Genomic DNA, 12,678 nt, shown 5'->3' with positions numbered 1-12,678 from the left:
TCGAACGAGCCGGAGGCGGATCGACGCCTCGGCCGGAACACGTTCGCGGCATTCTCCCGCATCGGCCCTTTCCGGAGGGAGATCGTCCGGTCGGCGGCGACGCCCCGGGCTGAACGACGAGGGTGGGTTGCGGCGGCGGTGCGGCGCTGGTCTCATGGGTCGGTGATGGCGACCGACACCAACCGCGCGATCGAGACGGTCTGGCGCATGGAGGCCGCACGCCTCATCGCCGGGCTCGCCGCCCTGGTGCACGACGTCGGGCTGGCCGAGGAGCTCGCTCAGGACGCCCTGGTCAACGCACTGGAGCAGTGGCCGCGTACGGGCGTGCCGCGCAACCCGGGGGCCTGGCTGATGACGGTGTCCAAGCGCAGGGCGATCGACCTGTTCCGCAGGAACGAGATCCACGAGCGCAAGCTGGCCGAGCTGGGCCGCCTGCTCGACCTGCCCGACGGCGCGGAGGAGCAGCCGCCGGAGCCGGGCGGGATCGAGGACGACCTGCTGCGGCTGGTGTTCACGGCGTGCCATCCGGCGCTGTCGATGGACTCTCGCGTGGCGCTGACGCTGCGCGTCCTCGGCGGGCTGACCACCGAGGAGATCGCCCGCGCGTTCCTCGTGCCCGAGGCGACCGCGGCGCAGCGCGTCGTGCGGGCCAAGCGGACCCTCGCGGCCAGGCGCGTCCCGTTCGAGGTGCCGCAGGGCGCGGAGCTCGCCGAACGGCTGGCGTCGGTGCTGGAGGTCATCTACCTGATCTTCAACGAGGGCTACTCCGCCACCGCGGGCGACGACTGGATGCGTCCCGGCCTGTGCGAGGACGCGCTGCGACTGGGGCGCGTACTGGCCGGGCTCATGCCGGGCGAGCCCGAGGTGCACGGCCTGCTCGCGCTCATGGAGATCCAGGCGTCGCGCTCGGCGGCCAGGGTGGGGCCGTCGGGCGAGCCGATCCTGCTCATGGAGCAGAACCGGGCCCGCTGGGACCGCCTGCTCATCCGCCGGGGGCTCGCCGCGCTGGAGCGGGCCGAGGGGCTGGCGGGCGAGCCGGGGCCGTACACGCTGCAGGCGGCGATCGCGGCCTGCCACGCGCGGGCGCTCGACCCGGCCGCCACCGACTGGGAGCGCATCGCCACGCTGTACGACGCGCTGGCGAGGCTCGCGCGCTCCCCCGTCGTCGAGCTGAACCGCGCGGTCGCGCTGTCGATGGCGTACGGGCCGGAGGCGGGGCTGCACCTGCTCGACCAGATCGCCGACGACCCGGCGCTGCGCGGCTACCACCTGCTGCCGAGCGTCCGGGGCGACTTCCTGTCCAGGCTGGGACGGCACGAGGAGGCCCGCGCGGAGTTCGAGCGGGCGGCGGCCCTGACCCGCAACGCCCGCGAGCGCGCCCTCCTGCGGCACCGCGCCGCCACCACCCCACCCACCTGACGTCACCTCTCAGCGGCCACCCCTGCCCCTGACGGCACCCTCTCGACGGGGCGGCACCCCGCCCACCCGACGTCAGCTCTCTCGGCCGCCACCACCGCCGGTCCCCCTGACCTCACTCTCTCGGCGCCACCACCCTCGCCCCTGACGTCATCGCTCTCGAGGGCCACCATCGCCCCCAGACGTCGCCCCTCTCAGGGGCGTGCACGCGTGACCGCTTCCCGTAAGAAGTAGCAAAGCCGCAGCTTGTGGGTGACATGGCCATCAACGGCCACGAAAGGTGCCGCTTGTGGTGGGAGCGCTCCCAATTCCCCCTTTGCACCGTTCGTCACCATACGCCGCTTTCTCTGCGGCTAAAACGCACGACAGGTAACGGTTGCGTTTCAGCGGATTGACGCGCAGAGGCGGCGAGTGCACCCTTTGTGGGAGCGCTCCCACACACTCCCACCGCGGCTGAGCGCGTGCCGCGGTGCACCTCCCACCATTCACCCGAGAAGGGGTCCACCATGATGATCAGCAAGCGTCGCGGTCCTCTCGCCGCGGCCTCCGCCCTCGCCGCCGCGGCGCTGGCCGTCGCCTCCTGCAGCTCCGGCGGCGGCACGAGCTCGAACGCGAGCGGCGCCCCCGCCTCCTCCGCCGCGGCGGAGCCGGTCACGATCCGGGTGCAGACCTTCGGCAGCGGCTCGAACTTCGGCTACAAGAAGGCCATCGAGAAGTGGAACGCCGAGCACAAGGACATCCAGATCAAGGAAGAGCACCTGACCGACCAGTTCGAGCAGCAGTACTGGCCCCAGATGATCCAGTGGCTGCAGGCCGGCAACGGCGCGGGTGACGTGGTCGGCATCGACGAGGGCGGCATGGGCCTGGCCAAGGCGCACCCCGAGTGGTGGGCCGACCTGAAGGAGTACGGCCTGGAGTCGCGCAAGGCCGACTACCCGGCGTGGAAGTGGGAGAACGGCGTCACGGCCGACGGAAAGATCTTCGGCCTGGGCACCGACATCGGCGGCATGAGCCTGTGCTACCGCGCCGACCTGTTCAAGAAGGCCGGCCTGCCGTCCGAGCGCGACAAGGTCAGCGCCCTGTGGCCCACCTGGGACGACTTCATCAAGGTGGGGCAGCAGTTCCAGTCGAAGGTGAAGGACACCAAGTTCACCGACGGCACGAACACCCTCTACCAGGTGTACCTGTACCAGGAGGCCGCCAAGAACGGCAACGTCACCTACTTCGACAAGGACAACAACCTCATCGTCGACAAGAACCCGGCGGTGAAGAACGCGTTCGACTTCGCGTCGAAGATGAGCCAGGCCGGGCTGACCGCGAAGCTGCGCAACTTCACCGACGAGTGGGCGACGGGCACCCAGAAGGGCTCGTTCGCCACGGTCGGCTGCCCGTCGTGGATGCTCGGCGTGGTCAGCGGCAACGCCGGCGACGACGCGAAGGGCAAGTGGGACGTCGCGTCGGTGCCGGGCGGCGGCGGCAACTGGGGCGGCTCCTGGCTGGCGGTGCCGAAGCAGAGCAAGCACCCGAAGGAGGCGGCGATGGTCGCCGACTACCTGACGAACGCCGAGACCGAGGCGAGCATCTTCAGCACCTTCGGCAACATGCCCAGCAACACCAAGGCGCAGCAGGACCCGGCCGTCCAGGGCGCGAAGAACGAGTTCTTCAACGACGCCCCCATCGGTGAGATCTTCGCCAAGTCGGCGGCGAGCCTCCAGCCGGTCTTCCTCGGCGTCAAGCACGCCCAGGTGAAGAACGCCATCGAGTCGGTCGTCCAGGGCATGGACGACGGCTCCGTCGCCTACGACAAGGCCTGGCAGCAGCTGGTCGACGACGCGGTCAAGGCCGCGGGCTGATCATCCCCGCCCGCCCGGCCCGCCACGAGCGGGCCGGGCTCATGCCGCCGAAAGGTCTGCTATGAGCATCGACACCCTTCCGCGGACGGCGCGCTCCGGCCATCGCCACCGCCCGCCCGGCCGCCGCTGGCGTTCACGCCTGGACGTCAAGGCGATGCCGTACGTCCTGGTGTCTCCCTACTTCCTGCTGTTCGCGGCGTTCGGGCTCTTCCCGCTCGTCTTCACGCTCTACTACTCCCTCTACGACTACGACCTGGCCGGCACCACCGAGTGGGCCGGGCTGGGCAACTACGCCGAGCTCCTCACCGACGAGGACTTCTGGAACGCCGTGGTCAACACGGTGGGCATGTTCTTCCTCGCCACGGTCCCGCAGATGCTGCTGGCGCTGATGCTGGCCAACGCGCTGAACAAGCGCTTCAGGTTCCGCCTGGCCATCCGGATGAGCGTGCTGCTGCCGCTCGTCACCTCGGTGGTCGCGGTGGCCGTCGTGTTCACGCAGCTCTACGCCCGTGACTGGGGCCTGGTGAACTGGGTGCTCGGCTGGTTCGGCGTGGACCCGACCAACTGGCGGGCCGAGCGGGTGCCGTCCTGGATCGCCATCGCCACGATGGTGGACTGGCGATGGACCGGCTACAACGCCATCATCTTCCTGGCGGGCATGCAGACGATCCCGCGCGACCTGTACGAGGCCGCGGCGATCGACGGCGCGTCCCGCAGGCGGCAGTTCTGGCAGATCACGCTGCCGATGCTCCGCCCGACCATGATCTTCGTGGTGCTCAACTCCACGATCGGCGGTCTGACGCTCTTCTCCGAGCCGACCACCTTCTACAACGGCAACGTCGACGGCGGCTCGCAGGGCCAGTTCCAGACGGTCGCGATGTTCATCGTCAAGCAGGGCTTCCGCGAGTTCGACTACGGCTACGCCGCGGCCGCCGCGTGGCTGCTGTTCCTGCTGATCCTCATCGGCGCGCTGGTGAACTTCCTGTTCGTCCGCAGGATCGGGGGCAGCAAGTGACCGTCTGGCGACCCACCCTCATGACGCGGCTCATGCTGGCCCTGGCCATCGTGCTGTCGGCGTTCCCGCTGTACTGGATGCTCGTCATCGCCTCGCGGACGAACTCCGACGCGGTGTCGGTGCCTCCCGCGTTCCTTCCCGGCGGCAACCTCGGCGAGAACATCGTCGCCGTGCTCGACAACGAGGACGCGCACTTCCTCGTCGGCCTGACCAACTCCTTCGTCGTGGCGTCCGTCGTCACCGTCTCCGTCGTGGTCATCTCGACGCTGGCCGGCTTCTCGTTCGCCAGCCTGTCGTTCAAGGGCAGGAACGCGCTGCTGCTGCTCGTCCTGCTGACGATGGCGGTGCCGCTCCAGCAGATGGGCGTCGTGCCCCTCTATCGGCTCATGGTGAACCTGGAGTGGACGGGCACGCTCAAGGCGGTCATCCTGCCGTACCTGCTGAACGGGTTCGGCGTGTTCCTGATGACGCAGTACACGCGCCAGGCGGTGCCGGCCGAGCTGGTCGAGGCGGCCCGCGTGGACGGCGCGGCGACGCTGCGCATCTGGTGGAACGTGGTGCTGCCGGCCGTCAGGCCCGGCATGGGCGTGCTCGGCATCAACACGTTCATGCTGCTGTGGAACGACTACATGTGGCCGCTGATCGTGCTGACCCCGGACAACCCCACCGTGCAGATCGCGATCAACTCGCTGAACGCGCGGTTCTCCACCAACTACACGCTGATCTTCGCAGGAACGGCGCTGTCCATCATCCCGCTCATCGCGGTGTTCATCGCATTCGGCCGCCAGATCGTCGGCGGACTCATGGAAGGTGCGGTCAAGGCGTGACGACTCAAGAGGAACAGACGCGTCCAGGTCTGCGCTTCCCCCCGGGGTTCGCGTTCGGCGCGGCCACCTCGGCGTACCAGATCGAGGGGGCGGTGGCCGAGGACGGCCGCGGCGCCTCCGTCTGGGACACGTTCACCAGGACGCCGGGCCGGGTGCTGGGCGGCCACCACGCGGACGTGGCCATCGACCACTACCACCGCTACCGCGACGACGTGCGGATCATGGCCGACCTCGGCCTGTCCGCCTACCGGTTCTCGGTGTCGTGGCCGCGCATCCAGCCGGACGGCTCCGGCCAGGTGAATCAGAAGGGCCTGGACTTCTACAAGCGGCTCACCGAGGAGCTGCGCTCGCACGGCATCGACCCGTGGCTGACCCTCTACCACTGGGACCTGCCGCAGGAGCTGGAGGACCGGGGCGGCTGGCCCAACCGCGACACGGCCTACCGCTTCGCGGAGTTCGCCGCCGTCGTGCACGACGCGCTGAAGGACCACGTCCACACGTTCAGCACGGTGAACGAGCCATGGTGCGCCGCTTTCCTCGGCTACGCCTCGGGCGAGCACGCCCCGGGCAGGCGTGAGCCGGGGAACGCGATCAGGGGCGCGCACCATCTCAACCTCGCCCACGGCCTGGCCGTCCAGGCGATGAACGCCCGCCGGGTGGGCGGCTGCGTCAACCTGTACGCGATCTCGCCCGCCACGGGCAGTGAGGCCGACCTCGACGCCGCCCGCCGCATCGACGGCCTGCAGAACAGGTTCTTCCTGGACGCGCTGCTGAAGGGCGCCTACCCGGAGGACGTGCTCGCCGACCTGCCGGTGGACATGGACTTCGTCCAGCCGGGCGACATGAAGACCGTCAACGCCCCCATCGACGTGCTGCTGGTCAACTACTACAGCCGCTTCACGGTCTCCGGGGCGCCGGGCGGCAAGGCCTCGGCGGCGGCCGCGCCCACGGAGACGGCCTCGCCGTGGGTGGGCAGCGAGCACGTCTCGTTCGTCAACGGCGGCCACCCGGTGACCGCGATGGGCTGGGAGATCGACGAGAGCGGCCTGGTGGAGATCCTCACCAGGGTGGCGCGCGACTACCCGCCGATCCCGATGGTGGTCTCGGAGAACGGCGCCGCGTTCGACGACGTGATCGTGGACGGCCGTGTCCACGACGCGGAGCGGCAGGCGTACGTCGAGGCCCACCTGGCCGCCTGCAGGGAGGCGATCGACGCGGGCGTGCCGCTGGAGGGCTACTTCGCCTGGTCGCTGATGGACAACTTCGAGTGGGCCTGGGGCTACGGGAAGCGTTTCGGCCTGGTTCACGTTGACTTCGAGACGCAGGAGCGCCTGCTCAAGGACAGCGCGCTCTGGTACTCGGAGATCATCCGGCAGAATAGGCACCATGAACCGACCGACTCTTGAGGCAGTCGCGGCTCGGGCCGGTGTGGGCCGGGGCACGGTGTCGAGAGTCATCAACGGCTCGCCGAACGTCAGCCTCAAGGCCCGCGAAGCCGTCGAGCAGGCGATCCGCGAGCTGGGCTACGTGCCCAACAGGGCGGCGCGCGCCCTGGTGACGCGCCGTACCGACACGGTGGCCCTGGTCGTCTCCGAGTCGCAGCTGCGGGTGTTCGACGAACCGTACTTCGCCGGCACCATCCGCGGCATCGGTTCCGCGCTGGCCGAGACCGGCCTCCAGCTCATCCTGGCGATGGCCCGTGCCCCTGAGGAGCACGAGCGGCTGGAGAACTACCTGTCGGGGCAGCACGTCGACGGCGTGCTGCTCCTGTCGCTGCACGGCGCCGACCCGCTGCCGGGCCGGCTGGAGGCGATGGGCGTCCCCACCGTGCTCGGTGGCCGGCCCGTCGGCCTCGACCCGTACAGCTACGTCGACATGGACAACAGGGCGGGGGCCCGGCAGGCGGTCAAGCACCTGCTCGGCCTCGGCCGGTCCCGCGTCGCGACGATCGCCGGCCCCCAGGACATGGGGGTGGGCGTCGACCGTCTGGCCGGCTACCGCGACGCGCTGCTGCCGTCCGGGCTGCCCGAGCTGGTGGCGTACGGCGACTTCTCCGAGGAGAGCGGCTCCACGGCGATGGCCGAGCTGCTGGCCGGGCACCCCGACCTCGACGCGGTCTTCGCCGCCTCCGACCCGATGGCGCTGGGCGCGATGCGCGTGCTCAAGTCCGAGGGCAGGGCGATCCCCGGCGACGTGGCGGTGATCGGGTTCGACGACTCGAAGGCGGCGCTGCACGCCGACCCGCCGCTGACCACCGTGCACCAGCCGACCGAGGCCATGGGCCGCCAGATGGCCCAGCTGCTGGTCGCCCGCATCAACGGCGAGGAGCTGCGCCAGCGCGTCGTCATCCTCGACACCCACCTGGTGCTGCGGGAGTCGGCGTGAGCGCGGGCGCGGCCCGCGTGCCCGCGCTGGCGTCCCACGGCTACACCGCGCTGATCAGCACGCGCGGCGCCGCCGTCAGGGGGCTGGCGCACTCCGGGCGGCCCCTGATCACGTCGTGGCCGGAGGAGGGGCCCGTGCCCTATTACGCGGGCACGATCCTCGCCCCCTGGCCCAACCGGGTGGGCGGCGCCCGCTACTCCTTCGGCGGCCATGCCCACGAGCTGTCCGTGACCGAGTCCGGCCGCGGCCACGCGCTGCACGGGCTCGTCGCGCACGCCGAGTGGCGCGTCGCCGCCGCGGGCCCGTCCTCGGCCCGGCTGGAGCACACGGTCAGCGGCGCGCCGGGCTACCCGTTCACGCTCCACCTGCGGGTCGAGCACCGGCTCGGCCCGCGGGGCCTGACCACCACGCTGACCGCGCGCAACGGCGGCGACCGGCCCGCGCCCTACGGCTGCGGGCCGCACCCGTGGCTGCTCGGCGACGAGCTGGAGCTCGCGGCGGCCGAGTACCTGGAGACCGACGAGCGGCTGCTGCCGAAGTGGCGGGCGCGGGTGGCGGGCTCGCCGTACGACTTCGGGCGGGGCCGCCCGGTCGGCGGCACCCGGCTCGACCATGCCTTCACCGGGCTGGCCGAGGGCCGGGCCCGGGTGGGCGGCGTGCTCATGACGTGGGACGCCGCCGTCCTGCCGTGGGTGCAGGTGTGCACCGGCGGGCAGCTCGGCTACGAGGGCGTCGCCGTCGAGCCCATGACCTGCCCGCCCGACGCGTTCAACTCCGGCGACGACCTGGTCGTGCTGGAGCCGGGCGCGGAGCACGCGGCGAGCTGGACCGTCGGCCTCGCCTGACGGACGACCTCACAGACCGGAACGGGGTGCCCGTGGAGAGCAGGACGAAGCGCCGGCTGTCGGGCGGCGAGCTCGACGCGCTGGCCAGGAGGGCCGTCGGGGCGGGTGTCAGGTCGGCCACCGAGCTGACCGACGGCTTCGCCAACGCCGTGTGGCGGCTGGAGCTCGACGACGGGCGGCGGGTGGTGCTCAAGCTGTCGCCGCCGCCCGAGCTGGAGCAGCTCAGCTACGAGCGCAACCTGCTGCGCATGGAGGCGGCGGCGTACGAGCTGGCCGCGGCGGCCGGCGTGCCGGTGCCCGAGCTGCTGGTCGCCGGGTTCGACGACCCGGTGCTGGGCGGCGACTACCTGCTGATGGCGGCGCTCGACGGCGTCTCGTGGAACGCCGTCAAACCCGACTCCGAGGACGACCTGCGCCGCGAGCTGGGCCGCCACCTGGCCAGGTTCAACACGGTGACGGGTGAGGTGTTCGGCTACCCGCACGCCGGCATCGTCGGCCGCACCTGGCGGGAGGCGTTCCTCGCGATGACGGCGGCGCTGCTGGGCGACACCGAGCGTTACCCGACGCCGCTGCCGCGCCCCGCCGGGGAGATCATGGCGGTGGTGACGGCCGCCTCCCCCGTGCTGGACGACGTGACGACGCCGCGGCTCGTCCACTTCGACGTGTGGGCGGGCAACGTGTTCCTCGACCTGTCGGGGCCGCCGCGCATCCAGGCCATCATCGACCACGAGCGGGCGTTCTGGGGCGACCCGCTCGCCGAGTTCGTCACGCCGACGCTCTTCGGCGAGCTGAGCGAGGACGACCCGCTGCTCGCCGGGTACCGCGAGGTGAGCCCGCTGGAGCTCACCCCGCGCGCGCTGGCCAGGTTCGACCTGTACCGCGCCTACCTGTACCTCATCCTGCTCGTCGAGAACGGCCCCCGGCAGTACCCCGAGTCGGAGTACGCCAGGATCCGCGACATCGCGACGGCCTCACTGGCCGGGGTGCTGGACCGCCTCGTACGCCTTCCCCTTGGACGTGACGCCACGGGAGGGTGACGCGCACTGGCCCGCGCCCGCGCCCGTGACCTGGTTCGGCACGCCGAGGTCGGCGGCCTCGGCGGCGTTGCCCGAGCAGGACAGCGCGCCGCGGATCACCGAGCCGGTCACGATCGGCGCGGCGCCGCCGGTCAGCGTCACCGCGCCGCGCACCTGCGTCCCCGCGACGACCAGGGAGCCGGCGCCTGACACGGTGACGGCGCCGTCGATCCTGGCGCGCAGCAGCTGCACCGCGGCGGGCCCTGCGGCGGTCACGGCGCCGTTCACGTGCCCGCCCTTCATGACGAGCGACGCGCCGGCGCGCACCGTCACCGGGCCGGTGACCTCGGCGCCGTCCAGGCAGGTCACGCCGTCGGCGACGGTCAGCGCGCCGCGGTGCGCGCCCGTGACCGTGCGGGTGCAGGCGGGCGGCGGGGCGATCGTCGTGACCGTGAAGCTCCCCGCCTCGCCCGCGTTGCCGGCGGCGTCGATCGAGCGGTACTCGACGGTGTGCCGGCCGCGCGGCAACCTGCCGTAGACGAGCGAGTCGATGACGGTGCCCTCCTCGCTGAACGTCCAGGGCAGCTCCGACGAGGTGGGCCAGCCGAAGTAGTTGAACCAGCCGTCGCCGTCCACGCGCGACTCCGACACCACGTAGCCGTCGCGGTCGTCGTCGCTCTTCAGCCGCATGGTGAACGGGCCGTTGTAGACGTAGGTGTCGCCGGAGCGGGCCAGCGGCTCCGACAGCTCGTACGCGGTGGCGGGCGGGGCGGCGTCCACGGTCCAGGTCAGGGTCCTGCCGCCGAGGGCCGCCGTGACCGTGTGCGCGCCCGCCGCCAGGTCGAGGGCGCCCAGGTCGAGGTCGCTCCCGCCGTCGCCCGCGGCGCGGCCGTCCACCGTCCAGGCGACCTCGGGGACGACGGCCGCCGGGTGCGTGGTCTCCACGTACACGACCTCGTCACGGCCGAGCGCCCGGTCCGTCGGCGTGGACGACACGATGGCGGTCGCCGTGCCGTCCGGCGGGGTGGTGACCGCGGTGTCCACCGTCCAGGTGCGGGTACGGGTCAGCGCCGCCCGCACGGCGGGGTCGCGGACGAACTCCGTCGGGTCCGACACCGTCGCCGTGACCGTGTGCCTGCCCGCGGCGAGACCGAGGGTGCGCAGGTCGAGCGACTCGGCACGGCCGGGCAGCTCCTTGCCGTCCACCGACCAGGTGACCGTCAGCGCGTGGCTGACCGGGCGCATCGGCTCCACCCACAGCACCCGGTCGGCGCCGACCGGGGCGTCCGTGGGCGCCGAGTCGTGCACGACCATGGTCTTCGCCGTGATGCGCTGCACCATCACCTCGCGGCTGACCTGGTCGAAGTAGTAGCCGAGGGTCTTCATCATGGAGTGCCTGCTCGGCCGCCAGACGCCCGACGTGTGGTACAGGCCGCCCTCGTAACGGCCGATGGGGCCGCCCGACTCGCTCGGCTCGCCCAGCCAGCGCCACCACTTCTTCTTCTGGTCGCCCATCTGCTGCTCCGTCAGCAGCGAGTGGTGGGCGCTCGACGGCTCGGGGCCCGCGTAGGCGCCGCCGGGGACGCCACGCTGGTAGTAGTCGTACTCGTCCTGCAGGCCGCCCAGCGAGTGGCCCAGCTCGTGCGGGCTGATCAGGGCCGACATCGCGTTGCTGCCGGAGGCGGTGGCGTACGAGCCGCCCGCGCCGCCGTAGGTGGAGCTGTTGGCGAGCGCCAGGATCTGCCTGTTGCCGGACGAGGTGCCGGTCACGAGGTTGGCGTACCGGGTGGCGGCGGTGTTGTTCATCGTGATCAGCCGCTGGACGCTGCCCGGGTTGCACTGGCCCCAGAAGCCCATGCCGAGGGGCGTGGTGCGGCGCGGCGCGTCCAGGCCGGGGTCGCAGCTGACCCCCGACTCGCCCGAGACGATGTCCACGCGGTAGACGTTGATGTAGTTGCGGTAGGACTTGAACGGCTCGATCGACCACATGACGTTGAGGTGGCGGTCCACGTCCTGCCGGAACTTCTCCTGCTCCGCCTCGGTGTACCCGTCACCCATGACGATCAGGTTGAACCGCTTGGCGGGGGCGCCCGTCACCTGGACCGGCACGACGGTGGCCGCGCCGGGCTCGGCGGCCGTCCCGTTCGCGGCGGCGGCGTGAGCGGGAGGCACGGACACGACGACGGCGGCGGCCAGCACCAGGGCCGCTAATCTACGCATGCCCAGCACTATCGGCCCGGCAGGGCCCGCAGTCTCATCCCATAAGGGGATAACTCCGGCGTGATAGCTTCTGCGGGATGCAGCTGGAGTTGCGCCACCTCAGGACGCTCCGCGCCATCGCCGACCACGGCAGCGTCACCAAGGCCGCCGCGGCGCTCGGCGTCTCCCAGCCCGCGCTCACCGCGCAGCTCCGGCGCATCGAGCGGCTGCTCGGCGGCGCGGTCTTCACCCGCGACCACCGCGGCGTCGCCGTCACCGCGTTCGGCGAGTTCGTGCTGGCCAGGACGCGCGTCGTGCTCGCGGGGGTGGACGACCTGCTGGCGGCGGGGCCGTACGAGCTGGCGGGGCAGGCCGTACGGGTGGGCAGCTTCGAGAACCCGGTCGTCGTCACCCTCGTCGCCAACCTGGCCAGGGCGCTGCCGGAGTCCCGGGTGACGCTGCAGACCGAGCACTTCGTCCGCGTCCTCGTCGACATGGTCGCCAACGGGCGGCTCGACGTCGCCCTCGTCGCCGACTACCCGGGGCACGAGCTGCGGCCCCACCCGTCCAGGGGGCTCGGGGTGGTGGCGGTGGAGCCGGTGTTCGTGGCGCTGCCCGCCGCGCACCCGCTCGCCCGGCGAGAGGAGGTGGAGCTGGCCGACCTGGCGGGCGAGCCGTGGGTGCTGCCGCCTCCCGACGGGATGGGCTGGCCCGACCACCTGCTGGAGGCGTGCGCGCGGGCCGGGTTCACGCCGCGCGGCCGATACCAGCTCGTCGAGGCGGGGGTCCGCAAGGAGCTCATCGGCGCGGGCCACGCGGTGTCGGCCTGCCAGGCGCTGCACGACCCCGGGGAGCGCGTGGCGGTGCTGCCGCTGCGCGGGAACCCGCTGTGGATGCGGCTGCTGCTCATCTGGCGTCCCAGCTTCGCGCCGCACGCGCCGGCCCTGCTGGAGAGCGCCCGCGCCGCCCACGCCGCCGTGGCCGCGCGCAGCCCCTCCTACACCGCCTGGACCGCGCTCCACGGCCGCCCGCCCCTCCCCTCCTGACGACCCGCCGCCGAAGGCTCTCCTGCCGCCCGGCCTCGCATACCGCCCCTTCCCCGAAGGACGCCCGCCGGGGGCG

10 protein-coding genes are annotated in these 12,678 nt (G+C 72.0%); 9 read left to right on the top strand and 1 reads right to left on the bottom strand.

The genetic code is table 11. From position 1 onward, the window contains the following. Nucleotides 1-165 precede the first annotated feature (165 nt). From BMX74_RS24695 to BMX74_RS24660, 8 genes are all read left to right on the top strand, one after another. Nucleotides 166-1,419 (top strand): RNA polymerase sigma factor, encoded by a 1,254-nt coding sequence (locus tag BMX74_RS24695; RefSeq protein ID WP_091103083.1) that lies wholly within the window; start codon nucleotides 166-168, stop codon nucleotides 1,417-1,419. 503 nt (nucleotides 1,420-1,922) lie between these two features. Next, the gene (locus tag BMX74_RS24690) at nucleotides 1,923-3,269 is read left to right on the top strand and encodes an extracellular solute-binding protein (RefSeq protein ID WP_055502789.1); all 1,347 of its coding nucleotides are present in this window, start codon (nucleotides 1,923-1,925) and stop codon (nucleotides 3,267-3,269) included. A 61-nt stretch (nucleotides 3,270-3,330) separates the two neighbouring features. Continuing rightward, nucleotides 3,331-4,284 (top strand): carbohydrate ABC transporter permease, encoded by a 954-nt coding sequence (locus BMX74_RS24685; RefSeq protein ID WP_055502790.1) that lies wholly within the window; start codon nucleotides 3,331-3,333, stop codon nucleotides 4,282-4,284. Then, entirely contained in the window at nucleotides 4,281-5,111 is an 831-nt protein-coding gene (locus BMX74_RS24680) for a carbohydrate ABC transporter permease (RefSeq protein WP_201784502.1), read from the top strand. Before BMX74_RS24685 ends, BMX74_RS24680 begins: the two co-directional genes overlap by 4 nt. Then, nucleotides 5,108-6,517: a GH1 family beta-glucosidase gene (locus tag BMX74_RS24675; protein ID WP_055502791.1), complete on the top strand. Its 1,410-nt coding sequence runs from the start codon at nucleotides 5,108-5,110 to the stop codon at nucleotides 6,515-6,517. Before BMX74_RS24680 ends, BMX74_RS24675 begins: the two co-directional genes overlap by 4 nt. Further along, complete coding sequence (locus tag BMX74_RS24670; RefSeq protein WP_055502792.1) at nucleotides 6,498-7,496, top strand: LacI family DNA-binding transcriptional regulator; 999 nt, start codon at nucleotides 6,498-6,500, stop codon at nucleotides 7,494-7,496. The genes BMX74_RS24675 and BMX74_RS24670 overlap by 20 nt, the downstream gene beginning before the upstream one ends. Then, nucleotides 7,493-8,341 carry an aldose 1-epimerase family protein gene (locus tag BMX74_RS24665; protein ID WP_256257250.1) on the top strand — a complete coding sequence of 283 codons (849 nt, stop codon included), beginning with the start codon at nucleotides 7,493-7,495 and terminating at the stop codon, nucleotides 8,339-8,341. The genes BMX74_RS24670 and BMX74_RS24665 overlap by 4 nt, the downstream gene beginning before the upstream one ends. Before the next feature lie 32 nt (nucleotides 8,342-8,373). Continuing rightward, nucleotides 8,374-9,378: a phosphotransferase family protein gene (locus BMX74_RS24660; protein WP_091103081.1), complete on the top strand. Its 1,005-nt coding sequence runs from the start codon at nucleotides 8,374-8,376 to the stop codon at nucleotides 9,376-9,378. Here the strand turns inward: BMX74_RS24660 and BMX74_RS24655 are convergent. Beyond that, entirely contained in the window at nucleotides 9,313-11,577 is a 2,265-nt protein-coding gene (locus BMX74_RS24655; RefSeq protein WP_091103181.1) for a M64 family metallopeptidase, read from the bottom strand. The two genes, BMX74_RS24660 and BMX74_RS24655, sit on opposite strands and share 66 nt — an antisense overlap. Before the next feature lie 77 nt (nucleotides 11,578-11,654). On the opposite strand from BMX74_RS24655, the gene BMX74_RS24650 reads away from it, so the two are divergent. Next, complete coding sequence (locus BMX74_RS24650; RefSeq protein ID WP_091103080.1) at nucleotides 11,655-12,602, top strand: LysR family transcriptional regulator; 948 nt, start codon at nucleotides 11,655-11,657, stop codon at nucleotides 12,600-12,602. Nucleotides 12,603-12,678 lie beyond the last annotated feature (76 nt).

Origin of the sequence: Nonomuraea pusilla (assembly GCF_900109355.1) — a bacterium.
GTDB lineage: Bacteria > Actinomycetota > Actinomycetes > Streptosporangiales > Streptosporangiaceae > Nonomuraea > Nonomuraea pusilla.
Note: the sequence above shows the minus strand (reverse complement) of the source record. Positions and strands in the feature narration are given on the sequence as shown.

Excerpts from the sequence above, each read along its gene's own strand:
- BMX74_RS24695 (WP_091103083.1), top strand. The coding sequence starts at position 166 with ATGGCGACCGACACCAACCGCGCGATCGAGACGGTCTGGCGCATGGAG.
- BMX74_RS24690 (WP_055502789.1), top strand. The coding sequence starts at position 1,923 with ATGATGATCAGCAAGCGTCGCGGTCCTCTCGCCGCGGCCTCCGCCCTC.
- BMX74_RS24685 (WP_055502790.1), top strand. The coding sequence starts at position 3,331 with ATGAGCATCGACACCCTTCCGCGGACGGCGCGCTCCGGCCATCGCCAC.
- BMX74_RS24670 (WP_055502792.1), top strand. The coding sequence starts at position 6,498 with ATGAACCGACCGACTCTTGAGGCAGTCGCGGCTCGGGCCGGTGTGGGC.
- BMX74_RS24655 (WP_091103181.1), bottom strand. The coding sequence starts at position 11,577 with ATGCGTAGATTAGCGGCCCTGGTGCTGGCCGCCGCCGTCGTCGTGTCC.
- BMX74_RS24650 (WP_091103080.1), top strand. The coding sequence starts at position 11,655 with ATGCAGCTGGAGTTGCGCCACCTCAGGACGCTCCGCGCCATCGCCGAC.